Origin of the sequence: Natrinema sp. H-ect4, from assembly GCF_041894845.1 — an archaeon.
GTDB lineage: Archaea > Halobacteriota > Halobacteria > Halobacteriales > Natrialbaceae > Natrinema.
Window position 1 is genome coordinate 26554 of the sequence record NZ_JBHDYC010000011.1, and the last position, 24688, is coordinate 51241.

Annotated in this window: 24 protein-coding genes; 12 read left to right on the forward strand and 12 right to left on the reverse strand. The window is 64.0% G+C overall.

Translation table 11 applies throughout. From position 1 onward, the window contains the following. Positions 1 to 166: 166 nt before the first annotated feature. The gene (locus tag ACEWFR_RS14970; protein WP_374061810.1) at positions 167 to 1738 is read left to right on the forward strand and encodes a Na+/H+ antiporter NhaC family protein; all 1572 of its coding nucleotides are present in this window, start codon (positions 167 to 169) and stop codon (positions 1736 to 1738) included. Further along, positions 1735 to 2007, forward strand: a complete 273-nt coding sequence (locus ACEWFR_RS14975) for a TRAM domain-containing protein (RefSeq protein ID WP_374061811.1) — start codon at positions 1735 to 1737, stop codon at positions 2005 to 2007. Before ACEWFR_RS14970 ends, ACEWFR_RS14975 begins: the two co-directional genes overlap by 4 nt. 18 nt (positions 2008 to 2025) lie before the next feature. On the opposite strand, the gene ACEWFR_RS14980 is transcribed toward ACEWFR_RS14975, so the two are convergent. Together ACEWFR_RS14980 and ACEWFR_RS14985 are read right to left on the reverse strand one after the other, a co-directional pair. Then, the gene (locus ACEWFR_RS14980; RefSeq protein ID WP_374061812.1) at positions 2026 to 2496 is read right to left on the reverse strand and encodes an NYN domain-containing protein; all 471 of its coding nucleotides are present in this window, start codon (positions 2494 to 2496) and stop codon (positions 2026 to 2028) included. 431 nt (positions 2497 to 2927) lie between these two features. Next, on the reverse strand, positions 2928 to 4409 hold the full coding sequence (locus tag ACEWFR_RS14985; RefSeq protein WP_374061813.1) for an aldehyde dehydrogenase family protein: 1482 nt from the start codon (positions 4407 to 4409) through the stop codon (positions 2928 to 2930). 298 nt (positions 4410 to 4707) lie between these two features. Here ACEWFR_RS14985 and gcvT point away from each other — a divergent pair, with 298 nt between their 5' ends. Both gcvT and gcvH read left to right on the forward strand, forming a co-directional pair. Beyond that, entirely contained in the window at positions 4708 to 5808 is a 1101-nt protein-coding gene (gene gcvT, locus ACEWFR_RS14990) for a glycine cleavage system aminomethyltransferase GcvT (protein ID WP_374061814.1), read from the forward strand. Further along, entirely contained in the window at positions 5805 to 6188 is a 384-nt protein-coding gene (gene gcvH / locus ACEWFR_RS14995) for a glycine cleavage system protein GcvH (RefSeq protein WP_374061815.1), read from the forward strand. Before gcvT ends, gcvH begins: the two co-directional genes overlap by 4 nt. Before the next feature lie 110 nt (positions 6189 to 6298). Here the strand turns inward: gcvH and ACEWFR_RS15000 are convergent, their stop codons facing one another. Then, entirely contained in the window at positions 6299 to 7009 is a 711-nt protein-coding gene (locus ACEWFR_RS15000) for a helix-turn-helix domain-containing protein (RefSeq protein ID WP_098726969.1), read from the reverse strand. A 191-nt stretch (positions 7010 to 7200) separates the two neighbouring features. Between ACEWFR_RS15000 and ACEWFR_RS15005 the strand changes: the two genes are divergently transcribed. After that, positions 7201 to 7845 carry a metal-dependent hydrolase gene (locus ACEWFR_RS15005; protein WP_374061816.1) on the forward strand — a complete coding sequence of 215 codons (645 nt, stop codon included), beginning with the start codon at positions 7201 to 7203 and terminating at the stop codon, positions 7843 to 7845. 64 nt (positions 7846 to 7909) lie between these two features. Here the strand turns inward: ACEWFR_RS15005 and ACEWFR_RS15010 are convergent, their stop codons facing one another. Beyond that, complete coding sequence (locus ACEWFR_RS15010; RefSeq protein ID WP_374061817.1) at positions 7910 to 8875, reverse strand: M48 family metallopeptidase; 966 nt, start codon at positions 8873 to 8875, stop codon at positions 7910 to 7912. Between the two features lie 198 nt (positions 8876 to 9073). After that, positions 9074 to 9835: a competence/damage-inducible protein A gene (locus ACEWFR_RS15015; RefSeq protein ID WP_374061818.1), complete on the reverse strand. Its 762-nt coding sequence runs from the start codon at positions 9833 to 9835 to the stop codon at positions 9074 to 9076. A gap of 351 nt (positions 9836 to 10186) precedes the next feature. On the opposite strand from ACEWFR_RS15015, the gene ACEWFR_RS15020 reads away from it, so the two are divergent. Next, positions 10187 to 11560, forward strand: coding sequence for a hemolysin family protein (locus ACEWFR_RS15020; RefSeq protein ID WP_374061819.1), 1374 nt, complete (start codon positions 10187 to 10189; stop codon positions 11558 to 11560). 128 nt (positions 11561 to 11688) lie between these two features. Continuing rightward, positions 11689 to 12690 carry a hypothetical protein gene (locus tag ACEWFR_RS15025; protein ID WP_374061820.1) on the forward strand — a complete coding sequence of 334 codons (1002 nt, stop codon included), beginning with the start codon at positions 11689 to 11691 and terminating at the stop codon, positions 12688 to 12690. 100 nt (positions 12691 to 12790) lie between these two features. Here the strand turns inward: ACEWFR_RS15025 and ACEWFR_RS15030 are convergent, their stop codons facing one another. Then, entirely contained in the window at positions 12791 to 14305 is a 1515-nt protein-coding gene (locus ACEWFR_RS15030) for a hypothetical protein (RefSeq protein WP_374061821.1), read from the reverse strand. A gap of 210 nt (positions 14306 to 14515) precedes the next feature. On the opposite strand from ACEWFR_RS15030, the gene ACEWFR_RS15035 reads away from it, so the two are divergent. The 4 genes from ACEWFR_RS15035 to ACEWFR_RS15050 all read left to right on the forward strand — a co-directional run bounded on the left by ACEWFR_RS15035 (position 14516) and on the right by ACEWFR_RS15050 (position 17053). After that, positions 14516 to 14746, forward strand: a complete 231-nt coding sequence (locus ACEWFR_RS15035) for an AbrB/MazE/SpoVT family DNA-binding domain-containing protein (RefSeq protein WP_374061822.1) — start codon at positions 14516 to 14518, stop codon at positions 14744 to 14746. Continuing rightward, the gene (locus tag ACEWFR_RS15040; RefSeq protein WP_374061823.1) at positions 14747 to 15121 is read left to right on the forward strand and encodes a type II toxin-antitoxin system VapC family toxin; all 375 of its coding nucleotides are present in this window, start codon (positions 14747 to 14749) and stop codon (positions 15119 to 15121) included. A 42-nt stretch (positions 15122 to 15163) separates the two neighbouring features. Then, entirely contained in the window at positions 15164 to 16669 is a 1506-nt protein-coding gene (locus tag ACEWFR_RS15045) for a replication factor C large subunit (RefSeq protein ID WP_374061824.1), read from the forward strand. Positions 16670 to 16855: 186 nt separating this feature from the next. Beyond that, complete coding sequence (locus tag ACEWFR_RS15050) at positions 16856 to 17053, forward strand: hypothetical protein (RefSeq protein ID WP_374061826.1); 198 nt, start codon at positions 16856 to 16858, stop codon at positions 17051 to 17053. A 13-nt stretch (positions 17054 to 17066) separates the two neighbouring features. Here the strand turns inward: ACEWFR_RS15050 and bioD are convergent, their stop codons facing one another. The 4 genes from bioD to bioB form a co-directional block, all read right to left on the reverse strand. Then, positions 17067 to 17774: a dethiobiotin synthase gene (gene bioD, locus ACEWFR_RS15055; protein ID WP_374061827.1), complete on the reverse strand. Its 708-nt coding sequence runs from the start codon at positions 17772 to 17774 to the stop codon at positions 17067 to 17069. Then, positions 17771 to 18994, reverse strand: coding sequence for an aminotransferase class I/II-fold pyridoxal phosphate-dependent enzyme (locus ACEWFR_RS15060; protein ID WP_374061828.1), 1224 nt, complete (start codon positions 18992 to 18994; stop codon positions 17771 to 17773). The genes bioD and ACEWFR_RS15060 overlap by 4 nt, the downstream gene beginning before the upstream one ends. Positions 18995 to 19146: 152 nt before the next feature. After that, the gene (locus ACEWFR_RS15065; protein WP_374061829.1) at positions 19147 to 20199 is read right to left on the reverse strand and encodes a transcriptional regulator; all 1053 of its coding nucleotides are present in this window, start codon (positions 20197 to 20199) and stop codon (positions 19147 to 19149) included. Between the two features lie 25 nt (positions 20200 to 20224). Continuing rightward, positions 20225 to 21328 (reverse strand): biotin synthase BioB, encoded by a 1104-nt coding sequence (gene bioB / locus ACEWFR_RS15070; RefSeq protein WP_374061830.1) that lies wholly within the window; start codon positions 21326 to 21328, stop codon positions 20225 to 20227. A 200-nt stretch (positions 21329 to 21528) separates the two neighbouring features. Between bioB and ACEWFR_RS15075 the strand changes: the two genes are divergently transcribed. Then, the gene (locus ACEWFR_RS15075) at positions 21529 to 22440 is read left to right on the forward strand and encodes a haloalkane dehalogenase (protein ID WP_374061831.1); all 912 of its coding nucleotides are present in this window, start codon (positions 21529 to 21531) and stop codon (positions 22438 to 22440) included. 45 nt (positions 22441 to 22485) lie between these two features. On the opposite strand, the gene ACEWFR_RS15080 is transcribed toward ACEWFR_RS15075, so the two are convergent. Both ACEWFR_RS15080 and rbcL read right to left on the reverse strand, forming a co-directional pair. Then, entirely contained in the window at positions 22486 to 22983 is a 498-nt protein-coding gene (locus ACEWFR_RS15080) for a hypothetical protein (protein ID WP_374061832.1), read from the reverse strand. Between the two features lie 201 nt (positions 22984 to 23184). Continuing rightward, complete coding sequence (gene rbcL, locus ACEWFR_RS15085) at positions 23185 to 24435, reverse strand: type III ribulose-bisphosphate carboxylase (RefSeq protein WP_374061833.1); 1251 nt, start codon at positions 24433 to 24435, stop codon at positions 23185 to 23187. Positions 24436 to 24688: the final 253 nt, after the last annotated feature.

Sequence of the window (24688 nt, forward strand, 5' to 3'; positions counted from 1 at the left end):
GACGCGCCTCGATCGCCGGAAAGATGTCAACATGGACCATCAATGCAATGATTATCCACCCGTAGGAGAGGTATCGGACAATGAGCGCCGGTGAGCGCACCTGTCGGTAATAGTTATTATGGCGGCTGTAATTAGTGCCGCAATGTATCAATATGCGTGATCACGTATGAGTGACACTGGGGACGGGCCGGCCGGTGACGGACCGGCAGATCAGTTCACACAGCCGGATCAAGAGAGCGGGCCGAGAGTCGAGTTTTACGGCGGCCGCGGGATGAGCGCGTTCCCGATCGCGTTTTTCATCGTCTGGGCCATCGTCCAGACCGCACTCTGGCGGATCGGGGACACGGGCGGGCTCATCGTCGGAATTCTCGTCGGGCTCATCGTCGGCATGTTCTTCGTCCGGGGGAACTGGGAGTCCTACGCCAACACGATCTTCGAGGGAATGACCCAGCCCGTCGCGGTGACAGCGATCGTGGCGTGGATCTGGGCCGGCATGTTCGCCCAGCTGTTACAGGACGGCGGCTTCGTCGGCGGCCTCGTCTGGCTGGCCGACAGCGCGGGCGTCGGTGCCGCCCTGTTCCCCGCGATCACGTTCGTCCTCGCCGCCGTCTTCACGACGGGGATCGGGACGGGCTACGGCGCGACCGTCGCCTTCGTCGGACTGTTCTTCCCCGCCGGCGTCTTGCTCGGCGCGAATCCCGTCCTGTTGTTCGGCGCGATCCTCTCCGGTGCGATCTTCGGCGACAACCTCGCGCCCGTCAGTGACACGACGATCGTCAGCGCGGTCACGCAAGACGCCGACATCGGGGGCGTCGTCGCCTCGAGATTCAAGTACATCATCATCGCCGCGACCGTCGCCTTCCTCGGCTACGTCGTCGCTGGCGGAGCGATGGACGGCCGCGATATCGGCGCCGAAGCGCAGACGATCTTCCTCGAGGGAAGCGAAGCAATCGGCCTGATTCACGTCGTCTCGATGCTGGCCGTGATCGTCGCGGCCATCGCCGGCCGCCACATCGTCGAGGCCATCTCGTGGGGGATCGTCATCGCAGTCGCGTTCAACCTCATTTTCGGCCTCGAGGGGCTCGGCGGTATCGTCATGTTCAACGCGCCGCCGGACGCGCCGCTGGCCGAACCGCTATCGGGCCTGCCGATCCTCACGGTTGTCGAGGATCCCGATGCGGTCGGCGTCGGCGGGAGCCTGATGAACGGCGTGGCCGGCTTCCTCGAGCTGTCGATTCTGGTGTTGCTGATCATCGGCGCGGCCCAGATCATGATCCGCGGCGGCGCGTTCGAGGTGTTGCTCGAGTGGTCGATCGAGAACCTCGCGACGAACGTCCGCAACGCCGAACTCACGATGGTCGGCTCCGCGGCGCTGATCAACGCGATCATCACCATCAACACCGCGGCCGAGGTCGCGATCGGACCCTACATCTCGAAGATCGGGGAGCGATTCAATCTGAACGGCTACCGGCGAGCGAACATCCTGGACGGCCAGACAGCCGCACTGGGCTACATCTTCCCGTGGTCGGGCGGCGTGCTCGCCGGCTACAGCGCGATGCAGAACCTCCCCGGCGAGTACGACTGGTTCGACCAGTCGATGGTCGTCACGCCGATCGACGTCGTCCCGTTCGTCTTCCAAGGCTGGTTGCTCGTCTCGGTGTTCGTTCTCGCGGCGCTGACCGGGTTCGGCCGCGAGTACGTCATCGATCGCGAGAGCGAGGAGGTGGCGCGCGTATGAGCTTCTTCGAGAAGTACCTCAAAGGCTGGCAGTTCCGTGCGAACCGACCGACGCTCGAGACCGGATCCGAAATCGACGTCTTCGTCGCGGAGACGAACGGGACCAGCGGCCGGGCGTACATCGGCGACACGGAACTGGTGATCGACGGAGCCGGCCCGGAGACGGTCGAGAAACAGGTGCGGGTGCGCGTGACCGAATTCGACGAAACGACCGCGACGGGTCGCGGCGAACTCCTCGAAATCGTCGGAGAGAGTTCCTACAGCGGTTGATTTTCCTGTCCCTCGCCGTCACGGCTCGAGCGTGACCGCTTCGTCGGCCGCGTTCCGAAGCGCGTCGGAGCGGCCGTGCGTCCCGGGCGCGATCGCGATCGTCTCCACGCCGACGGTGCCCGCGTACTCGAGAACGGGTTTGAAGTCGGTATCTCTCGAGGCGATGGCGAGGCGATCGATGGTGCCGTCGCCCGCGAGCGCGGTCGCGTCGACGGCCAGTTTGACGTCGACGTCGCCGCTGGTGACGATCACTTCGAAGCCGCGGGCTTCGGCGGCCTGAATGAGACCCGGGGTCGCGTGCTCGTCGAGGTAGAGTCGGATGACGCCGACGCGGCCGAGTTCGCGGGCCGCGTCGCGCAGATCGTCGAGGTCGACATCGAACTCGTCGCGGAAGACGTTCGGCCCGTCGACGAACAGACCGACTGCCGGCTCGGCGGTGGTCTGTGAGTCCCCGAGTTGGGCGAGACGAGCGCGAACGCGGTCAAACATAACCCGTGCTTTCCGCGGCCGCGAGATAGATGTGACGAAACGCCGCGTGGGCCTGTCTGGTGAGTCCGTGAATGAACCAGCATACTCAGGCTACTCTGAACGGAAACGAACGTCGCGCTATCGGGGCAACGGGAATTTCCATGCCCTCCCGGCCGATTCTCCACACGGGTGCTTTGCACCGTCTGCTCACGAGCCGACTGTCCGTCTCCTCACGGGTCAGTTCGTTCACCGCGGCCCAGCGTGCGCTATCGCACGCAGTGTGACCAGTCCGAAGCGATCTGTTACTCGCCTCGACCGAGCAGTCGGCTACTATAGTAGCCACTGAAAGTCATTGTACGCCTGATCGAACGACAGCTGTCCGATCAGTGTGTAAATCGTTTCAGTGGCTACTATAGCTGTAAAACGGGTGAAAGCCGCTCCCTATCGTTCGATTACTCGAAGACGAAGTAGTCTCGTTCCTCGCCTTGCACCGAGATCCACTTCGGCTCGGTGAGTTCCCGGACGATCCACTCGCCGTGGTACCGGCCGAGACCCGATTGCTTGACCCCGCCGAAGGGCGCGTTGTGGTCCTCGTTGATCGGCTGATCGTTGATATGGACCATGCCCGCCTCGATTCGATCGGCGAGGTCGCGGGCGCGATCCACGTTCTCGCAGAAGACCGAGGCCGAGAGGCCGTACTCGGTGTCGTTGGCCAGTTCGATGGCCTCCTCGTCGTCCGAGAACGGAATCACGGGAGCGACGGGACCGAAGTGCTCGTTGCACGCCGTCGGCATGTCGTTCGTACAGTCCGAGAGGACGGTCGGCTCGACGAACAGGCCGTCGGCCTCGCCGCCGGTCTCGAGAGTGGCACCCGCCTCGAGCGTCCCGTCGATGAACTCGACCAGTTCGTCGCGTTGAGTCCCGTTCTGGACCGGGCCGAACGTCACGTCCTCGCTCTCGGAGGGGTCGCCAATCACGAGCGATTCGGCGTGGTCGACGAGCAGGTCGACGTACTCGTCGTACAGCGACTCGTGGACGAGGTGGCGGTTGATCGAGATGCAGACCTGTCCCTGATGGAAGAAGGAACCGAACGCGCCGGCGCGTGCAGCTCGCTCGAGGTCTGCCTCGTCGGTGACGACGAAGGGCGCGTTGCCGCCCAGTTCGAGGGCAGGCAGCGCGAGGTTCTCGCCGGCGTTTTCGGCGACGCCCTTGCCGACGGCCGTCGAGCCGGTAAAGGAGATGACGCGCGGCGTCGGGTGGCCGGTCATCCGATCGCCGATCGCCGAGCCGCGTCCGGTGACGACGTTGACGACGCCGTCGGGAACGCCGGCCGCTTCGCAGAGCTTCGCGATGAGCAGCCCACCGGTGATCGGGGTGTCCGTCGCCGGCTTCAGGACGACGGTGTTACCCAGCGCGATCGCGGGTGCGAGGGCCCGAAGCGAGAGGTGTAGCGGGAAGTTCCACGGCGAGATGATACCGACGACCCCGACCGGTTCGTGGACGATATGATTGTCCTTGTCCTCGATCGACGAGGACGGCCGAACCTCCTCCGCTGGTGGCTCGAGTTCCAGCGCCATCTCCACGTCGCCGGTCGCGGTCGCGAACTCGCCCATCGCGCGGTAGCCCGGGGTGCCGGCCTCCGTCGCAAGCAGGCCGGCAATCTCCTCGAAGTGCGCGTTGAGTTCGTCCAGCAGGTTCTGGACGATCTCGTTGCGCTCCTCCCGCGGGGTCGCCGCCCAGTCGGACTGGGCGGCCTCGGCCGCCTCGTAGGCAGCGTCGACGTCGTCTTCGGTTCCCGCCGGTACTTCCGTAAATACTTCCTGTTTCGCCGGGTTCTCCACGGGAATCGTCTCGCCGCCGGTGGCGTCACGCCACTCGCCGTCGATGTACATTCGGTTCCAGTCGGCCCGTGGCTCGAGTTTCGGAGAACTCATACGACGGAGTCTACATTAGTTTTAGGCATATACCTTCGGCAACCGGAGACGATAGTTCGTGCTGTTGTAACGACAAACGGTTGCGCAAACGAGGGTGGTAATCCGCCTCGACGAGCGATGGTCCGCGTTTGCGAACCGGACAGTTGCTCCCGAAAGAGACACTGAAACGGTTTGTGCGAATGTCACGCGGCCGACAGGCGATCAACTGTGCAGTAACTGTCAGTAGCGACGATACCGGAATCGCCAGCGAGTCCGACCGACGAAAAGACATTACTACTCCGCGGCAGATATCTCGAGTATGCCGCTTCAGACGCCGCCGTTACGTGGGTTACACGACGAGCGCGGAGCGAAGTTCACGGAGTTTGGCGGCTGGGATATGCCGGTCGAGTTCGATTCGATTCGGACCGAGCACGCCGCCGTCCGGGAGGACGTGGGGGTCTTCGACGTCTCGCACATGGGCCAGATTCACGTCACCGGCCCGGACGCGACGGCGTTGATGCAACGCCTGACGTCGAACGATGTCTCTCGGCTCGCGGTTGGCGACTCCCAGTACGCCGCGATCACTGACGAGGACGGGATCATCATCGACGACACCGTCGTCTATCGGCTCCCCGATGAAGATGGGCAGGCGACGTACCTGTTCGTCCCCAACGCCGGCACCGACGAGACGACCCACGAACGGTGGCTCAGCTACCGCAACGAGTGGGACCTCGAGGCAACCGTCGATAACCGGACCGACGAGTACGCGATGTACGCCGTGCAGGGCCCGAACGCCGTCGACCTGGTCGAAGGCGTCGCCGAAGAGTCGGTGAGCGACCTCGAGCGGTTCGAAGCCCGGTACGCGACGATCGGCGGGGTCGACTGCTGGACTGCCCGAACGGGCTACACCGGCGAGGACGGGTTCGAGTTGCTCGTCCCCTGGGCGGCAGCCGAGGAGATCTGGACGGCGCTGGAGTGCCAGCCCTGCGGGCTCGGCGCGCGCGATACGCTCCGTATCGAGGCCGGCTTGCTCCTCGCCGGCCAAGATTTCGACGCGGACACCGACCCGCGGACGCCGTATGAGGCCGGCATCGGCTTTACCGTCGCCCTCGAGACCGAGTTCGTCGGTCGGGACGCCCTAGCGGAGATCGAGGCGACGGGCGTCGAGGAGCGACTCGTCGGCTTCCAGTTGATCGATCGCGGCGTCCCCCGACACGGCTACGACATCACCACGACGGAGAGTCGCGTTATCGGCACCGTCACCAGCGGGACGATGAGTCCGACCCTCGAGCGACCGATCGGCCTCGGCTACGTACCGGTCGAGTACGCCGAACCGGGGACGACGCTGCAGGTGGTCGTCCGCGGGCAGTCCAAGAAAGCAAGAGTTGAAACTACACCCTTCATCGACACAGTACAATGAGCTTCGACGTTCCCGACGATAGACGGTACCTGGAATCGCACGAGTGGGCACTCGAGACAGACGGCGTCGTCCGCGTGGGCATCTCCGACTTCGCACAGGACGAACTCGGCGACGTGGTCTTCGTCGAACTCCCCGACGAAGGTGACGAACTCGAGGGAGGCGACGAGTTCGGCGTCGTCGAATCGATCAAAGCGGTCTCCGACCTCTACGCGCCCGTCGGCGGCGAAGTCGTCGCGATCAACGACGAACTGTTCGACGCCCCCGAACTCGTCAACGAGGATCCCTTCGGCGAGGGCTGGATGCTCGAGATCGAGGCCGACGACCTCGACGAACTCGAGGCCCTCCTTTCGGCCGACGAGTATTCGGACCAGATCGCCTGAACGCAGTTGCGATAACGGATCCGTTTTAGCGACTATCCAATCTGTCGAGAAGGCCGGACGACACACCCCACCCGTCGACTGAGCAGTCGCTCACACGACGGAGTCCCGGACTATTCGAGTGTCACGAGGTGCTCGAGCACGTCGTCGAGCGGTGCCGACGTGACGGCCAGCGAGTAGCCGTCGATTCGCGCGAGTTCCCGCGCGTGGTCCCAGAGGTCTTCCTCCTCGAGTCCGTGGAGAATCACGGCGTTCGGCGTCGGGTTGATCATCCGGAGGGCGATGCCGACGCCCTCCCCGCGCGTGACGTTGGTGAACACGAGCACGCGACTCGTACTCTGTCCGTAGAGCCGAAAGAACTCCTCGCTCGAGAGGCGGGTGATCGCCTCGATGCTGTCGATGACCGTGTGGCCGCTGACCTGATCGGTGCCGCTCGAGGCCACTTCGGTCGCCTCGAGGTCGTCGTACAGCCGCGTGAGGGGAAGCGAGGTGGCATACTCCCGGAGGTCGTAGACGATATCGCTGTCGAAGCCCGCCGAGAGGACCCGACCGTACTGTCTGATTCGCTCGCCGCCGCGTTGCTCGTCGATCTCGAGCAATCCCTCGACGAGTCGGCCGACGACGCCGATGCCGGGACTCTCCCGGCGGCCGCTCTCGTAGTCGGAGATGACCGACGACGAGACGTCGAGTTCGGCCGCGAGATCGGTCTGTGAGACGCTGAAGTCGGTGCGCCACTTCCGGAGCGTGGCCCCGGGATCCTCACTCAACGTGATCTCCCCGGCGATTTTCTCCGCGAGTTCCCGTTTGGGTCCGCGTCCGCTCATACGCGACGGTCGTGCGGTCGATCCAAGTAGCTACCGGAGACGGGTCGATCGTTCGACCGGCGGAGTCAGCGAGCGATGTCCGCATCGCCGATCGATCAGCTGGACCGGCGAGCGAGATCAGCAATCGGTCGACGGCGATAGCGGCTCGAGTGCCCCAACAGTCAAGCCCCCGCGGTTCGAGTCGCCGGGATATGCCATCGACCGTCGTCCACGTCGCGTTCGCGGGACTGCTCGGTGTCGCCTTGCTCGGCGACGAGTTCGACACGCGAGCGATCCTGTTCGTGATGGGCGGTAGCGCCCTCCTCGATCTCGATACGTTGATCGGCGTCGTCGTCCCCGGAACGCACCGCGCGGCGTTGCACAACGTCTGGATCGTCCTCGTCCCCGCCGCCCTGTTGCTGTGGGACGGCACGCTCCGCGAGGAATCGGTCGTCCGGGAACGGTGGGGGACGTACGGCCACTGCGTCGCGTGGACCACGCTCACCGCGTTACTGTTCGCGCACGTCCTGTTCGACGCCTTCTTCAACGGCGTCAATCTCTTCTGGCCGGTCCACGACCGGTTTTACGACCTCTCGGGATCACTGCTCATCACCGACCAGCGTGGGCTCGTCCAGACGTTCGTCGAACTCGATCCCGGCGACGTCGCCGAGTCGACGGCCCGCGGGACGACCGAAAACACCCACTACAGAACGGGGTTCGACCCGACCCGCGACGAGCCGGCGACGGGCGTCGAGCGGATCTTCCCCGTCGCGGCGACCGGCGAACGGTTCGTCCTCACCGTCGCCGGGCTGACCGCCGTTCTCGTTCGGATCGTCGAGGACCACCGATCAGCGTGACCGCGGACTGCCTGTGACACGGATCGACAGTGACGCTCGGATCAGTCACTATCGTCTCGTCATATCAGTCGGCTGCCAGCGAGCGAAGCTGTTCGAGGCGCGTCTCGAGCGGCGGATGTGTCGAACGAAGACCGGTACTGGTGGGCCCATCACCAACAGTCGGAAGAATAGTGATCGCATTTGTCGATCGAGCGTGGTCGCGAAGATCCGCTGTCGGTTTGGCAGACGCTGCTTCGTCGAGTTTCTCGAGCGCAGTCGCAAGTGCAGCCGGATCGCCGGTCAGCTTCGCAGCGGCGCGGTCGGCGGCCAGTTCCCGACCGCGGGAGAAGACACCGACTCCGATCAATGCGATAACACTGAGGATGTGCCCACAGACTTCGAAGACGTTTGACGTACTCCCTTCGTCCGGTGTAAGCGTCTCGGCAGCGATGAGGGGGACGAGTACCACCGTGAGTAGTCGACGATCGTCGTTGGAAATATGGGCGAGTTCGTGTGCGAGGACTGCCGATAGCTCTGACTCCGATAGCGGCTCGATGAGACCCTCCGAGACGACGATAACCGGTGTCGCGTCGTGACTGGTTCTGACAATCGGGTCGTCCGGTCGGGACGTCGTGAATGCGAGCGGCGTCGCCGTCGGATCGACTCGTATCGGCGGTTTTGGGACATCTATTTGCCTCGCGAGACGACCAACTGCAGATTCGATGTTCGACGGTTCGTCCACCGCTGTCTTCGAGAGAGGTGTCGTTCGATGGAGTAAATCGGCGCGTCCGGTTCGAACGGCGCTTGTAATCGATCGAATGAACAAAACGATCGCACAGAGGCCACAGAGCGACCAGACGACCGGCCATACCACACTGGGAAGGGTAATGTGAGTGAAACCCAGCAGATCGGATGCATACGCGGAGAACACCATCCCACTGGTGATCGCGATCACCAGTACGACGGTAAGACTACCGGCGAGCACTGCGACACTGGTAGCCGCTGCAAGCGTCGCACGGGTTATGAGTCCTCCCGGTGTCGTCAGTCGCATTTTGGATGTCGTCCTCCGTTCTCTACCAAGTATTTTCTATCGATTCTATCGAATATATATGCTTTTAGCTGCTCGTCGTAACAAATGGACTGTTTCCGTAGTCGGAGGTATGCTAGTTCCAGTTCAGTCTCTCGGAGAGAGGCGGTCAGAGATAGAGATTGCACTGTAGATTGTCCGTAAAAGAAGCCTCGTCGTCCGTCAATCCGTTACGTCTCCATCGGCCGACGGCGGCTCGGTCGTCTCGACGTGCTCCCGAAGCCACCCGATCGCGGCCTCGACCGTCTCGAGGTCAGTACTCGAGACGCGGATCCGGCCGGGCCGGTTCTCGCTGCGCGGATAGCTTCCGACGGCGACGTCGAATCGCTCGGTGACCCCCTCGAGGGCCTCGTGGAGCGATCCCTCGGGGGCCGGCGTGTAGATTGTGCGGGCGACTGCATCACCCTGGAACTCGTCGGCGACCGATTCGAACATGGCTTTCATCTCGTCGGGGATGCCGGCGAGGACGTAGACGTTCTCGACGATGCAGCCGGGAGCCCACCCCTCGTCGACGACGATCGGCGTCGCGCCCTCGGGAATCGAGGCCGCCGCGTCGATATCGAGTTGCAGATCGTACTCCTCGACCATCTCCGGATTTTCGTCCCGGAACGCGGCCGCTTTCTCGACCAGTCGCTCCTTGATCTCGCCGTGGACGACGAACTCGCGCTCTAAGCCATCGGCGACGGCTTCGACGGTCACGTCGTCGGGCGTCCCGCCGATGCCGCCGGTGACGATCACGGCGTCGAACGCGTCGCTCCACCGGGCGACGTACTCCGCGATGAGTTCGCGGTCGTCGGGAATCGTCAGGATCCGATCGACGCTGCTGCCGCGCTCGGTGATCCGCTCGGCCAGCCACGACGCGTTGGTGTTGGTCGTCGATCCCGCGAGTATCTCGTCGCCGACGGTGACGATCGCGACGTTCATGGACCGGCTTCGAGTTCCGGGTAGTTATCGGCTCCGGGACCCGACCGGCGAGCGGATCCGACTGCTGGCCAGCGTCGGGACGGTCGACCGATCGCCGAAAACCGCTCGAGCACGCTGTGGATCGCACGCTCTCGCCGATCGCCAGCGCCACGGTTTTGTAACTCGTGTGCCAACTGACTGTATGGTCGTCTTCACCGGCGGCGGGACTGCCGTCTCGTCTTCGCCGCCGAGCGATGGTTGTTGTCCCGTCGGATCGACGGTTCGGATCCATCAAATCGGAAGTCGGGCGCAGAAGGGACTCGAGGCGATAGCGACCCCTCCGCGTCGCTCACAGCCGCCGGGGTGGAACCGATGGTAGCGGTGGATCTCGCGTTCTCGTTCGGGCGACTCCTCTTTGCGTTCTTCCTGGTCTTCCTGAACGGTTTTTTCGTCGCCGCGGAGTTCGCGTATGTCCGGATCCGGCCGACCCAGATCGAGACGCTCGTCGAAGAGGGACGGTCCTCGGCGAAGCTCGTCCAGGAGGCCGAAGAGAACCTGGACGACTACCTTGCGACAACCCAGTTGGGAATCACGCTCGCCTCACTGGGACTGGGGTGGGTCGGCGAACCGGCCATCGCCTCGCTGCTCGAGCCCGTACTGGGGCCGGTGCTTCCCGCTGGCACGCTTCATCTGGTTTCCATCGCGATCGGGTTCGGTATCATCACGTTCCTGCACGTCGTCTTCGGTGAGTTGGCCCCGAAGACGCTCGCCATCGCGGACGCCGAGCGGATCGCACTGCTCGTCGCCGCGCCGATGAAGTTCTTCTACTACATCTTCATCCCAGGAATCATCGTATTCAACGGGACGGCGAACTTCTTTACGCGACTCATCGGCGTCGCGCCGGCCTCCGAGCGCGACGAGAGCCACACGCCAAAAGAGATTATGCGCATCGTCTCGCAGTCGGGAGACCAGGGAGCCGTCGACACCGACGAGGTCGAGATGATCGAGGCCGTCTTCGATCTGGGCGATACGATCGCGCGCGAAGTGATGGTCCCTCGGCCGGATGTCGTCACAGTTCGCGCCGGGATGCCCCTCTCGGAACTCCGAGGCATTGCTGCGAGCGGGAACTACACTCGGTTCCCCGTCGTCGACGAGACGACCGATGAACCGGTCATCGGCTTCGTCCACGCGAAAGACGTGCTCAAAGCGATCGAGGCCGCGGACGGAAACGGTGGTCAGTCGGGCGAGGACTCGGCCGACGAGCCGACCGCGCGTGATCTCGCTCGAGACGTCATCATCGTCCCCGAAACGCGCCGGATCGACGAGGTACTCGCGGATTTCCGCCGGCAAAACGTCCAGTTGGCCGTCGTTATCGACGAGTGGGGTGCCTTCGAGGGAATCTTGACGATCGAAGACGTCATCGAAGAGGTCGTCGGGGAGATTCAAGACGAGTTCGACGTGGCGTCGATCGAGCCCTCGATCGAGGAACTCGCCGACGGCCGCTACGAGATGGACGGTGGCGTCCCGCTGGACGTGGTGAACGAAACTCTCGGAACGACGTTCGAAAGCGACGCGTTCGACACCATCGGCGGGCTGGTGTTGAGCCGTCTCGGTCGCCCGCCCGAGGTCGACGACGCGATACAGGCTGACGGCTACGAGGTAACGGTCGAAGCCGTCGAAGGAACTCGCGTCTCGAGCGTAACCGTCAGTGAGGCCGTTCCGGAGGCCGAGGAGTCTTCGGGCTGAGCACTCGACGACGATTTTCGCCTTGAGCGGGTTACATGTCAATCCGACCCGTTACGTCCGGGCCGATGACTGTAATCGGACATAACACTTCTCCTACATTTTATGGTGCGGGGCGGACTGGTCCAGATATGGACCGTCGAACACTCATCGCCTCCGCGGGACTCGGAGTTGGACTGACGGGCTGTCTCGACCTAAACGGCAACGAAACGGACGGCGGGAACGGAACGAACGACGGCTCCGACCGTCTGGATTCCGGGACCGGCTCGGAGACGAACGGGACCGAGGGAGGAGCCGACGGTTCGGCAGCTGACAGCGACGCGGAGAACGATAGTTCCGACGGCGAGACGGACACGGGAGACGAGAATTCGGACGACGACACCGAGAACGAGAGTGACGACTCGAACGGCGAGACGGAACGAAACGTGACGTTCGACTCCTGTTCTCGAGCGACGGTTTCCGGCACGTTCGAGGCCGGCGACGTCGCCTTCGCGAGCACGGGATTCTACGCCGACGATGGCCTGTACGGCGACACCATCCTCGAGGACGGCATCACCTTCGGCGAGGACGTCGACGCCCCGTTCTCGGGAACGGTCGTTTTCGAGATTGCGGACGGATCGAACGTGCACGCCGGGGCCGACGAGATTACCGTCGAGGTGCCGGACTACGGCAGTACCGGCACCGTCCTCTCGTCGCTGACGACACGGAAAGCGGACTACCAGCGGGTGTCCGCGACCCACGAGAATCCGCGCGCCAGCGAGTGTCTCAGCGAGATCGAGCCCGACGGCGGCGACGATAGAAGCAGCGACGACGGCGATACCAGCGGCGACGCGACGTTCACGATCGGTCCGCTCGAGACGAACACGCCCATCGACTCCGGCGAGTTCCTCGAGGTGAGCGTGACGGTCGAAAACACCGGTGGGGCCGCCGGCACGCAGGAACTCGAGCTCCTCGTCGGTACCAGCGCGGAACTGGTCGAACGGCGGTCGGTGTCACTCGATGCCGGCGAGCGGACGGTCCTCTCGACGGGGTACGAAACGCCCGTCATTGCGAACGATCACGAGTTCCCTATTCGGATCGAATCCGACGACGATACGTCCGAGCGGTCCGTTCTCGTCTACGGGAGGGGGTGACAGGGCGGAGGCGGAGTGAGACGCCATCCGATTGCGACGCGTTCGCTTGCAGTACGCACCGACAAAATTTGCTGGGCTGAAGCGCTGGTCGTCTCTCGATTCAGGACCACCGGACGAGCGGCTCGTCGGTCGCGGCTCGGCGGATGTAGTCGGCTTGCATTTCGTACACGGCGTCGTCAAATCGTTCGCCAGCGTCGAGATAGTCCGCGACGCGGGCCAGTTTCCATCGACTCGGAGTCATCCGATCGGTCCAGCGTGCCTCGATCGGCCCGACGTAGTCCTCGATAGTTGCCGACGAAACTCCCTGCTCGCGGAGGCCGCGACGAGCGAACTCGAAGAGTTCGTCGTAGATTACAGTCAGATCGGTCGTTCGATCACCGTCCGCAGTAACCCACGCCATCTCGGCATCGATCCCGTCCTCGACGGCGGCGTAAAAGCTTCGTTCGGCGATGTCTCGATCGAGGCTCGAGAGCGGATGGTCGGCCGTACACAGCCCGTGGACGAGCCCCGCGACTAGGACCTGGAAGCCGATGTTCTCCGCGATGGTCGGCTGCGTGGGAAGCGGTCGGTATTCGATGCGAACCGACCAGTGGTCTCCCCGCTCGACCGGTTGCCCGCCGATGACGGCGCGGAGCCACCGCCAGTACGTTCCCCGCTTGTGATCGAGTTCCCAGAACTGGTCCGCGAACGTCTCGCGAGCCCCGTCTTCGAGCCACTCGCGGAGAAACGGCGCACACGTCTCGTCGGCGACGAGCCGGTCGACGGTGTCGACCGTCCGCTGGATTCCGTTCGGGAAGCGAACCTTCTCCCACCCGTGATTGACGGATTGCTCGAACACCGGAATCCGAAGTTCGTGATACGTTTCCTCGAGCAAGCGGGACGGATCATCGATCTCGTACAGATCCGGGGGGAGCAGCGGCGAGTTCGTCGCGAGCGCGAGCACCGGACCGAGCGTCCGGATTGCGGTGTTGTAGTAGCGCGGAAACGCCTCGACGTCGGGAATCTGGACGTGGGGCTGGATCGAGGTTGCCAACGACTCGAAGAGGATCGACGGAAACGCGCGCTCGACGCCCGGAACCGAGAGGGTGACCGATCCGCCGGCTCGCGCCAGAATGTCGTTGTCGATCGCACAGTATCGCGGCGACCGCGTCATGTTGTCGGCGATCGTCATCCCCTCACTCTCGCGAGCGGCCGTGAGGTAGTCGTCACTGCCATCCGGCGGCGGAGTCGTCCACATCGCATCCAGCACGATCTCGAGCCCGTCGCGGTCCGCGGCGCGTCGAACGGCTCGATAGTCACGCCGGAGCGTCGCCGCCTGCGTTTCGATTCCGTCGCCGTCGAACGAGTTCGGATCGGTGTGGAGTTCGACGTTGTGTCGGCCGAGCTCCTTCTCACAGCGGCTCTCGAACAGGGGGTCCGGGACTCGAGCGAGTCGGTGTTCCTCGTCGACCACGTAGGCCTCGAGTTCGATGCCGAGCCCGAAGCTGGGGTTGTCGAGTCGTCCCGCCCGAAGGGCGTCACTGAGACGGCCGGCCTGCTCGTCGACGCGCCGGTCGAACTCGCTTCGCGTCGCCTCGCGGAGCGATCGTGTGACGAGGTCGATGAACGCCGCCATCATCGAAACACAGCGGGGCCAGTCGCTTAGAGGTGGGGTACAACGCTCACCGGCACAGCGCGCAGATCGGCTGTCCCGATTCGACGGTTCCGTTCACTGATCGGATTACTACGGAGCGATAAACCCACTATTGGCCGTTCGTCCGACCACGTGCGTGGGTAGACATCAAATGAGGGGAAATTCTTATTTCCGCCCACAGTACGTTCGCGTATGTCCGATGCGACACTGGACGACCGGGGTCGTCTGACACTCCCGAAAGGGCTGCGAGAGCGATACGGCGACCACTACCAAATCGTCGAGCTTCACGACGGAATCAAGTTGATTCCGATCGCAGAGAACCCGCTCGAGGCGCTCCGTGACGAGTTCGACGATGTCGAAAAGACGGCTGACGAGCTTCGGGAGGAGGCACGCGACGCGGCGCTGGACGAGGCGGGACGCTGAATGTACGCGGAAACGGGTTTCCTCCTCGCACTCATCAAAGACGACGACTGGCTCGGAGAGGTCGCCCAGTCGGTGTACCGAGAACACCGGGATGAGTTGTGGACGTCACAATTCTCGCTCATCGAACTCCTGATGGTCGCCTACCGCGAGGAACGTGATACCGAGCGCGTCGTCTCGAACGCCGCCAACCTCGTCGAGGTATGCGGTGACGCAGAGACGGTCGTTACGGCGGCGACGTACGTGGAAGACCACGGGTTCACACCGTTCGACGCGCTTCACCTCGTCGAATCCAACGGGGATACTATCATCTCGAGCGATGATACATACGAGGACGTTACGCCTCGTCTCGACTTGAAGACGGTCACCGAAGAGTAGCGTCCGCAATCCCTAAACGCGACTCGCACCAACCGGTATCCAATGACCGACTGGACGGAGACGTACCGCCCGACGACGCTGTCGGAGGTACGCGGTAACAACAAGGCCCGCGACAAACTCGAGGAGTGGGCCGAGAGCTGGGACGACCACCGCAAGTCGGTGATCGTTCACGGCAGCCCGGGCGTCGGGAAGACCTCCGCCGCCCACGCGCTGGCCAGCGATATGGGCTGGCCCGTCATGGAACTCAACGCCAGCGACAGCCGGGGAGCCGACGTCATCGAGAAAATAGCCGGCGAAGCCGCCAAGAGCGGGACGCTCACCGCTGGCGAGGCGGGTCGACGGCTCGTCATCCTCGACGAGGCGGACAACTTCCACGGCAACGCCGACTACGGCGGCTCTCGAGAAGTCACGCGCGTCGTCAAGGACGCGAACCAGCCGATCGTCCTCGTGGCCAACGAGTTCTACGACATGAGCCAGTCGTTGCGCAACGCCTGCGAGACGATCGAGTTCCGGGACGTCTCGAAGCGCTCGATTGTCCCCGTGCTACGGGACATCTGCCGGCGCGAAGGCGTCGAGTTCGAGGAGGAGGCCCTCGAGAAGATCGCCGAATCGACGAGCGGCGACCTTCGCTCGGCGGTCAACGACTTGCAGGCGGTCGCCGAGGAGGCCGAGCGACTGACCGTCGACGACGTGGTGACAAGCGAGCGCGACACCACCGAGGGCATCTTCGACTTCCTCGACGAACTCATCAAGGAAAAAGACGCGGAGGGAGCGCTGCGAGCCTCTTACGATGTCGACGAGACGCCCGACGAACTGCTCAACTGGATCGAGGACAATGTTCCGAAGGACTACGAGGGTGCGGAACTGGCCGACGCCTACGGATTCCTCTCGAACGCCGACCGGTGGCTCGGTCGGGTGCGCGCGACGCAGGACTACTCCTACTGGCGCTACGCGACCGACAACATGACCGCAGGCGTCGCCGCCTCGCGGCGCGGCGACAAAGGCGGGTGGACCCGATACGGCCCGCCGAGCTACTGGTCGAAACTCGGTCGAACCAAAGGAACGCGAAACACCCGCGATTCGATCGCCGAACGCATCGCCGAACGGGAGGGCGCGAGCGTCGCGACGGTTCGCCGGGACATCCTTCCTTTCCTCTCGGCGATGACCCACCACTGCAAGAACCGCGATCTGACCGTTCGGATGGCGGCGGCCTACGATCTCGACGAGTCGGAGGTCTCGTTCGTTACCGGCAGCGGGAAGGACACCAACAAGGTCCAATCGATCGTGGAGGACGCCGCGGAGCTAAAAGCCGACGCCGCGGTCGAACACTCGGGTAACGCCTTCTTCGAGGCCGAGCGCTCGAGTGACGGGAGTACTGTGGCCACTGCCGATACCGAGGCCGGAGACGACGGCGACGAGTCGAACGAGCAACAGGCGCTCACAGCGACGGAGTCGGACGACGGGACCGACACCGAGTCGGCATCGGAGACCTCCTTAGCGGACGACGAACCGGACGAAGATCAGTCGGGATTGAATGACTTCTTCTGAGCGGGGCTCGTCTCTCGACGCTCGTTGGCAACGCCGGTTCTGAGGGACTGAAGTCGTACTGTGGCACGGAAGACAACACGACGGATGCTGATGAATCGGTTTTATTCGCCGCGAATATATCTATACATAAATTGATCGACACTATTACAGTGGTGAACGACGAGAGTTCCTCATGGTGACCCACGAGTGACAAAACCACACAGCTGCCCGCTCTGTGCGGAAACGTACGACGACAAAACCGGTCTTCGGGTCCATCTCGAGGTGGAGCACCGGAAATCCGAAGTGGTCTCCTATCTGGTCGAACTCGACGCGGCAGGCACTGACATTTCGTCCGATTACGAGTCCACGACGGCCAACGAGGAGCGACCGGTACCGTCGGCCTGATCACACGGTTCGATCAGCAGTCTTCTATCGGGAGTCGATTGCGGAACGCCGGTGACAGTGCATCGCCGACGCCGGCAGCGAGGATACTTGGTTCACTATCGCCGTCGCTCGCATCCGCGTCGAGCGACGGGACCGTCTCCACCGGATAGCCGGTCATCCGCTTGAGTTCGGCGGGATTCGTCCGCTCCGCCATCGTCTCGCCGGCGTATTCGTTGACGATAACGCCGCAGACGTCGATTCCGTGGGCCTCGAGGGCGTCGATCGAGAGCGCGGTATGGTTCAGTGTCCCAAGCCCCGAGCGCGTGACGACGACCGCCGCGGCCTCGAGGTCGGCGACCAGATCGATCACGTCCCGATCACCGGCCAGCGGAACCCGCAGGCCGCCGATTCCTTCGACGATCGGAACCGACGTTTCCTCGATCTCGCGCTCGCACGCCGCCCGGATCGTCTCGTACTCGAGGCCCTCGTCGGCGACGTCGGCGGCGACTCTGGGTGCCAGCGCCGGTTCGAGATAGCGCGGGCAGATCGCGGCTTCCGAGTCCCCACAGGCCGCGGCGACGAATCCCGCATCGTCGTCCGGCGGGTGACCGGTCTGGGCGGGTTTGATGGCCCGCGCATCGTGTCCCGCCTCACGGAGCAGGCGTGTGAGTCCGGCCGTAATAACCGTCTTCCCGACCCCCGTCCCGGTTCCGACGACGGCGATCGGCTTCGTCGCGGTCACAGCAGCCCCACCTCCTCGCCCGCCGCGCGGAACGCCTCGAGGCAGTCGATGATATCGTCACGGTCGTGGGTCGCCATCGGAGCGACGCGGATCCGACTGGTTCCCGCCGGGACCGTGGGCGGCCGGATCGCCGGCGCGACGACATCACGTTCGCGGATCCCCTCGGCGAGGGCCATCGCGTCCGCGCGGTCGCCGACGACCACCGGGAGGATCTGGGAGTCACCCCGGACCGCGAACCCCATCGACTCGAGGCCGTCGCGAAGGTGGGCGACGTTCTCCCAGAGCCGCTCGCGTGCGTCGCCGTGTCGAGCGACGTGCAGCGCCTCGCTCGCGGCCGCGGCGGCCGGCGGCGCGAGACCGGTCGAGAAAACGAACGAGCGCGCGTCGTTGCACAGACACTCGATCAGTTCCGTACTACCGGCGACGTACCCGCCCTGACTGGCCAGTGCCTTGGAGAGCGTCCCCATCTGGATCTGGACCCGGTCCTCGAGCCCTTCGGCCTGCACGACGCCACCGCCGTGTGCGTACAGCCCGGTCGCGTGGGCCTCGTCGACCATCACCCACGCGCCGAACGCCTCGGCGGCGTCACAGATCGCCTGCAGCGGCGCGACGGTGCCGTCCATGCTGAACACCGAATCGGTGACGATCAGCCACGATTCGTCGGCCGGTTTGCGACCGTCACGGCTCGCTCGATCGGCTCGCTCCTCGAGCATCGATCGCAGGCTCTCGACGTCGCAGTGGTCGTAAACGACTGTCTCGGCGTCCGCGAGCCGACAGGCGTCGATGATACTCGCGTGGTTTAACTCATCCGAGAAGACGACATCCGGCTCGAGCGCGGTGATCGTCCCGACATTCGCGGCGTAGCCCGAGGAAAAGGCGAGCGCGCGGTCGGTGCGCTTGGTCTCGGCGAGCAACCGCTCGAGATCGCGATGGACCATCGTGTCGCCGGTGACAAGCCGGCTCGCGCCGGCACCCGTGCCGACGGTCGCGGCGGCCTGCCGGGCCGCGTCCTGGACGCGCTGGTCGTCGGTCAGCCCGAGGTAGTTGTTGGAGGCGAAGACCAGCGCCTCACCCGCCTCGAGCACGGGCAACTCGTCGCCCGACGGTTGGGCGAAATAGCCCCGCTCGGCGACCCGATCGACGGGCGAGAGGGCGCGTTTCAAATCGTTTGTTTCGAGCGTCTCGAGTCGGTCCTCGAGGTCGAACCCGCGGTCGGCCATTCGGCTAAACGAACTCAGCGCCACGGTTTGACTCTCACGGTTCCGATCGGTCGGTGAATTCGGCCGAGACGGTCCTCGAGACGGCCGATACGTGACGGGCTCCGGATCATCATGACTCGTATCCCATGAAAAGACGATTCACTCGCTATCGATCAGAACCCCGGCATCAGTTCGGCGGGACCGAGGACGCCGTACTCGCCCGCACGGTTCCGTCGCACGCCGGCTTTCAGGTAGCCAAGCGCGGGTCCGTTAACGTTCGCCTCCATGCTCGTCTCGTCGCCGAGCTGGAAGGTGTTGGTCGCCGTCTCGCCGTCGAAGGTCGTCCCGGTCACGCGAACCGTCGTCGTCGTCGGCTTCTCGTCGTTTCGCGCGTCGAGGATCCCGCCAACGGTGACGTCCGCGGCGTCGCAGACGCCGGCGCGCTCGAGCAACACGTCGTCGGCGTGTTCCATGTCTTCGAACTCGATGACGCCGTCGTGGTCGTCGATGATCGCCTCGATCTCCTCGTCGGAAAGGGTCCGGGCGGTCTCGATATCGTACTCGGGAAGGTGGGCAATATCCTCGCGGACGGTGCCGCGGTTATCCTCGTAGCCCGATTTGAGGCCGACGCCCCAGTGGATGTCGACATCGGTGACCTCGACGAACGACTGGGCGGCGAGTGCGGCCGCGCTGGTCAAGAGGCCGGGCGTCGCGCCGGCGCCACAGATGAACGTGATGCCGGCCTCGGCGAACTCATCGCTGCGGTCGTCGAGCATGTCGATCACGCGGGAACGCTTGAGCACGTCGATCATAACCCCGGAGTAGCCGCCCTCGGCGAAGCGGTCGGCCGTCCGCGGGATGAAGTCGTGTTCGTAGTTCGGCAGCGCGAGCAGGACGGCGTCGATTCGGTCTCCGTGATCGATACTCTCCTGAATCGGATCCTCGCTGGGTCGGGCCTGGCTCGAGGCGACGACGCCCTTGTCCTCGCCGTGTTGTTTGACGCCGCCTTCGGCAGTAGCTGCGCCACCGTCGGTTGCGACTTCGTTGTCAATATTGCCCTCCGTCGCCGCCAGCAGTTCATCAACGTCGAGGCCGTCGAAGTCGAACGCGACGCCGTGGCGATCACACGCCGCAACGGGCGTCAGCGCGTCCTTGTGCTGGCTCATTTCGAGTGCTCGTCGGCCGATACCACCGGTTCCGAGTACCGCAAACGTGATGTCGTCCATAGGTTTGATCTTGAATCGTGTGTCGTCAGTCATCGCTCGGTTCTGTGCCTGTACTCGCCGTTTCAGTCGACGATTCGGCGGCCCCGCTGTGGCGTGCCTTTACCTCCTCTGGGTCGAAATCGTTCGTGTCCCGGTTGGGCTCGAGCCCCGCACGCTCGATAATTTCGATGTCGTCGCCGGGCGATTGGCCCTCGGTCGTGAGGTAATCGCCCGTGAGGATGCCGTCAGCGCCGGCCTCGAGGGGCAGATGCTGTTCGTCCGGCTCGAGATTTACCTCGCGGCCGCCGGTCAAGCGAACCCGCGCGTGGGGGTGGAGCAGCTTGTACACCGCGACCGTCTCGACGATCTCCGACGTGCTGATGTCGACACCCTGTTTGGCCAGCGGCGTTCCCGCAACGGGGTTGAGAACGTTCACCGGGAGCGAGGAGACGCCGATGTCCTGCAGGGCGATAGCCGCTTCGACCCGGTCGGTCGGCGTCTCGCCCATGCCGAGGATGACGCCGGCACAGAGATCCATTCCGGCCGCCTTGGCGACCTCGAGGGTCTTCACGCGGTCCTCGAAGCTGTGGGAGCCGACGATTTCGGGGAAGTAGTTCGGGGAGGTCTCGATGTTGTGATTGTAGTGATTGATCCCCTCCGCGGCGAGGATTGCGGCCTCCTCCTCGGTGAGAATGCCAAGCGAGGCGTCGACCTCGAGGTCGCACTCGTCGCGGACGAGTCGGATCGACTCGAGGACCGCCGCCCACTCTTCGGGGCGGTGTTCCTTCGAGACGCCCTTCTCGGCGACCACGATCCCGAAGCGCTGGGCACCGTCGCGTTCGGCTCGTTTGGCCGCCTCGAGGATCTTCTCGGGGCCGAGGAAGCCGTAGGTGTCGATGCCGGTGTCGAAGTGGACCGACTGCGCACAGAAGCCACAATCCTCGGCGCAGTTGCCCGCCTTCGCGTTGACGATCGAGCAGGCGTCGACCGTGCCGTCGCCGAAGTGATCGCGCACGGCCGCGCCGGCCTCCGCGAGCGCCTCGACCGGCTGGGCGATCAGCGCAAGCCCGTCGGTCCGGTCGAGGCGCTCGCCGGCCAGCACCCGCTCGAGTGCATCGTCGACCGTCTCGTTTCCAGTCTCGTAAACCACACCTCTAGACGGGGTTGACGGAGTTATAATGGTTTTGGATAGTCGTGGCTGTTGTCGGGTACTCCTCGATCAGTCAGCGTCGGGTAAATTCGGCGCGTGGCCGAGTGGAGTTTACGGTCGAAACCATCGTTCCGAACAATGCTTACAGCGTTTACATCGATTCCCCAACCTTTGAATAGTGGTATGTAATATCACAGCGTATGGTCGTTCGTGTTCCAGCGGAGCGATTCGAGGACGTGCCGGATTTCGACTACGAACCGCAGTACGTCGACGTCGGCGAGTTACGGATGGCGTACGTGGAAACCGGCGGCAGTGCAGACGGCGACGAAGCCGAGGAAACGTTCCTCTGTCTGCACGGCGAACCCACGTGGTCGTTCCTGTATCGGAAGATGATGCCCACGCTGGCCGAGCGCGGCCGCGTAATCGTCCCCGATCTGATCGGTTGTGGACGCTCCGACCGGTACGAGGATCGAGACGAGTACTCCGTCGAGATGCATTACGACGCGCTGAAGACGTTCGTCGAGGAACTCGACCTGACGAACATCACGCTCGTCTGCCAAGACTGGGGTGGCGTCCTTGGACTCCCACTCGCGACCCACGAGCCCGAACGGTTCGCGCGTCTGGTGCCGATGAACACCGGCGTCCCGAACGGGTCACAGGAGATGAGCGACAGGTGGCACGAGTTCGCCGAAATGGTGGCGACAGCTGACGACCTCGATATCGGGAGGCTCGTCCGAAACGGTTGCTACCGCGACCTCTCCGAGGACGTGGTCGACGCCTACCGCGCGCCGTTCCCCGACGAGCGATACATGGCCGCCGCGCGGACGTTCCCCGGCCTCGTTCCCACGTCGCCCGACGATCCCAGCGCGGAACTGTTCGACGAAACCAGAGAGCGTCTGGGCGAGTGGGAGAAACCGGCGTTCGTCCTGTTCGCGAAGGAGGATCCGATCACGTCCCACGACCGTGATCCACTCCGACACCACATCCCGACTGCGACCGAACAGCCCGATGTCTGGATCGACGAGGCGGCCCACTTCCTGCAGGAGGACGCCGGCGAGGAAATCGCCGAGCACATCGTCGACTTCGTCGACCGGACATCGCTATCCGAGTGAAGCGCACTCCGACCCAAGAAGATCGAATTCATTCGGAGAGTACGCTCAGCGTCGCTCGTCGAAGAACGACCGGAGCAGCGGGTACCACGCCCCGAAGACGGCGCCGAACAGCAACAGAGCGTAAAAACTCCCCCAGTGGTGGAAGGGAACGGGATAGGTGTCCCCGGTAACGAAACCGAACACGAATGGGGCCGTATAGGCGACGATGGCGGCCCAAAGTACGGCGCCGTACGAGAGGCCCACGCAGGCACAGAGAAACGGGCTTCGGTGGCTCTCCGCGAGGGGACTCGGGACATGTCGACCCCTCGAGAGTCGCGTGACGATGGCGACGAACGGCCCGCCCGCAACGAGGCTGTGACCGAAAACCAGCGTCCACTCGTTGACGACGCCCTCGAGGCCGTACACGCCGGCCACCGTTCGGAGGTTTCCGGTCGCGTGTAACGCGCCGCCGAGGGCCGCCCCGGCGATCAGGGCAGCCGCCACCGTGGTGAGGACTGTCACCGGCGACGGACGGTCACTTCGACGTGATTGTCTATATGCCATTAGCGAATATTACGATCAAATTTATAAATATTTATCTTACTTCTAGACGAATGTCTAGTTCTCTGAGATTATGAGAAGTAATCGGTCGAAGCGACGCGTGACCGGGGATAGAACGATAGTAGCCACTGAAACGGTTCACACACTGATCGGAAAGCTGTCGGTCGATCGGGCGTGCAATGACTTTCGGTGGCTACTATAGCGTCACCGCGGTGTCTCAGCACCCCACTTCTCGAGCGCCGTCGCCAGCTCCGCGTGGTCGTCGGCGTAGGCCTCGAGACTGGCGCCCGCCATCGAGGCGTCGACTGACTGACGGAGCGCTTTCGCGCCCGCGTGGGTGCCGTCGGGGTGGCCGTGAACACCGCCGCCGGCCTGGACGATGATGTCCGTTCCGAGGGCCTCGAGCAACTGGTCGACGACGCCGGGGTGAAGACCACCGGAGGCGACCGGAAGCACGGGCTGTAGGCCGTGACAGTCGCCCGTGAGCCACTCGTTGATCCCCGGCGTGTCCTCGTTCGCGAGTTTTCCCAGCCCCGCAGTACCGGTGTGAATGTGATCGACGCCGCAGAGACGGGCGATCTGGGCGATGACGCGCATCGAGACGCCGTGGTGGTCCAGCCGGTCGAAGGCGGCGTGCATCGCGCGGTGGGCATGGATCGCCAGCCCGTGATCCTCGCATCGCTCCCGTACCGACTGGACGGCTGCCCAGCCGGCGGTGATCACGTCAACCATGACGAACCCGCCGCCGTGTTCCGCCACGAGATCGACGCGCTCGAGCATTTCGGACGTCTCCGCGGTCACGTTCACGAGATAGTCCTTGCGCTCGCCCGTCTCCTCCTGTGCACGATCGCGGGCGGCGAGACTCTCCGTGAGTCGGTCTCGGAAGGGGTTGAAGTCCTGATCGGTGAGGTTCTCGTCGTCTTTCAGCAGATCGATGCCGCCGCGCCAGGCCTCCTCGCCGATGCGGGCGTGGGCCGCGGTCGAGAGACCGACCTTCGGTTTCGGTACCGTCGCCAGCACCGGCCGGTCGCCCGCATCGAGTTTCTCCCGGGCGACGCTCGTCCCGAACTGCGGCCCCGGAAAGCCGCTCACGATCGACTCCGGCCAGTGACAGTCCTCGAGCCGGATCGAGTCGACGGCCTTCATCCCGAGAATGTTCCCGGCGATACACGAGAGGATCTGGGGCATGCTGCCAGCCTCGAACAGCGCCGCGGGGTAGGAAACGGTGACCGCGTCGCCGTCGATCCCACAGGCCACCGCGCCGAGATCCGTCAGTTCGTCCTCGTCGACGTGCAGCGCCGCCCAGGTTCCGTTCGAGGACTCGGAAGCGACGCGGCTCGCCGCCGCCTCCATCGACATGTCCGCGGCTGGTTCGATCGCGAATTCACAGATCAGTTCCGTTGCCGCGGGCTCGTACCCGAGGTCCAGAAAGTCGTCGTACTCGATTCCGGTCATGGTAACGCATCGCATTCATCGTCCCGACTAATAGGACTTGTGCCGGACTCTCACTGGCTGTCGACGAGTGGTGGAACCGCGACCCAGTCCCCTCAATCGACAGTTTGCCGAATCAACGGCTTCGACGGCGTTCAACTGGTCGATTGTCAACATCCACGGGCGTCGATCCGCGCCGATGGCCAGCACACTAATACGTCATCAATCTCAATTCACGTGACTGAAAAAATTCCAAAAATTAAAGTCGCGTGATAAT

Coding starts and splice junctions, on each gene's coding strand:
- ACEWFR_RS14970 (WP_374061810.1), top strand. CDS start 167: ATGAGTGACACTGGGGACGGGCCGGCCGGTGACGGACCGGCAGATCAG.
- ACEWFR_RS14975 (WP_374061811.1), top strand. CDS start 1,735: ATGAGCTTCTTCGAGAAGTACCTCAAAGGCTGGCAGTTCCGTGCGAAC.
- ACEWFR_RS14980 (WP_374061812.1), bottom strand. CDS start 2,496: ATGTTTGACCGCGTTCGCGCTCGTCTCGCCCAACTCGGGGACTCACAG.
- ACEWFR_RS14985 (WP_374061813.1), bottom strand. CDS start 4,409: ATGAGTTCTCCGAAACTCGAGCCACGGGCCGACTGGAACCGAATGTAC.
- gcvT (WP_374061814.1), top strand. CDS start 4,708: ATGCCGCTTCAGACGCCGCCGTTACGTGGGTTACACGACGAGCGCGGA.
- gcvH (WP_374061815.1), top strand. CDS start 5,805: ATGAGCTTCGACGTTCCCGACGATAGACGGTACCTGGAATCGCACGAG.
- ACEWFR_RS15000 (WP_098726969.1), bottom strand. CDS start 7,009: ATGAGCGGACGCGGACCCAAACGGGAACTCGCGGAGAAAATCGCCGGG.
- ACEWFR_RS15005 (WP_374061816.1), top strand. CDS start 7,201: ATGCCATCGACCGTCGTCCACGTCGCGTTCGCGGGACTGCTCGGTGTC.
- ACEWFR_RS15010 (WP_374061817.1), bottom strand. CDS start 8,875: ATGCGACTGACGACACCGGGAGGACTCATAACCCGTGCGACGCTTGCA.
- ACEWFR_RS15015 (WP_374061818.1), bottom strand. CDS start 9,835: ATGAACGTCGCGATCGTCACCGTCGGCGACGAGATACTCGCGGGATCG.
- ACEWFR_RS15020 (WP_374061819.1), top strand. CDS start 10,187: ATGGTAGCGGTGGATCTCGCGTTCTCGTTCGGGCGACTCCTCTTTGCG.
- ACEWFR_RS15025 (WP_374061820.1), top strand. CDS start 11,689: ATGGACCGTCGAACACTCATCGCCTCCGCGGGACTCGGAGTTGGACTG.
- ACEWFR_RS15030 (WP_374061821.1), bottom strand. CDS start 14,305: ATGGCGGCGTTCATCGACCTCGTCACACGATCGCTCCGCGAGGCGACG.
- ACEWFR_RS15035 (WP_374061822.1), top strand. CDS start 14,516: ATGTCCGATGCGACACTGGACGACCGGGGTCGTCTGACACTCCCGAAA.
- ACEWFR_RS15040 (WP_374061823.1), top strand. CDS start 14,747: ATGTACGCGGAAACGGGTTTCCTCCTCGCACTCATCAAAGACGACGAC.
- ACEWFR_RS15045 (WP_374061824.1), top strand. CDS start 15,164: ATGACCGACTGGACGGAGACGTACCGCCCGACGACGCTGTCGGAGGTA.
- ACEWFR_RS15060 (WP_374061828.1), bottom strand. CDS start 18,994: ATGGCCGACCGCGGGTTCGACCTCGAGGACCGACTCGAGACGCTCGAA.
- ACEWFR_RS15065 (WP_374061829.1), bottom strand. CDS start 20,199: ATGGACGACATCACGTTTGCGGTACTCGGAACCGGTGGTATCGGCCGA.
- ACEWFR_RS15075 (WP_374061831.1), top strand. CDS start 21,529: ATGGTCGTTCGTGTTCCAGCGGAGCGATTCGAGGACGTGCCGGATTTC.
- ACEWFR_RS15080 (WP_374061832.1), bottom strand. CDS start 22,983: ATGGCATATAGACAATCACGTCGAAGTGACCGTCCGTCGCCGGTGACA.
- rbcL (WP_374061833.1), bottom strand. CDS start 24,435: ATGACCGGAATCGAGTACGACGACTTTCTGGACCTCGGGTACGAGCCC.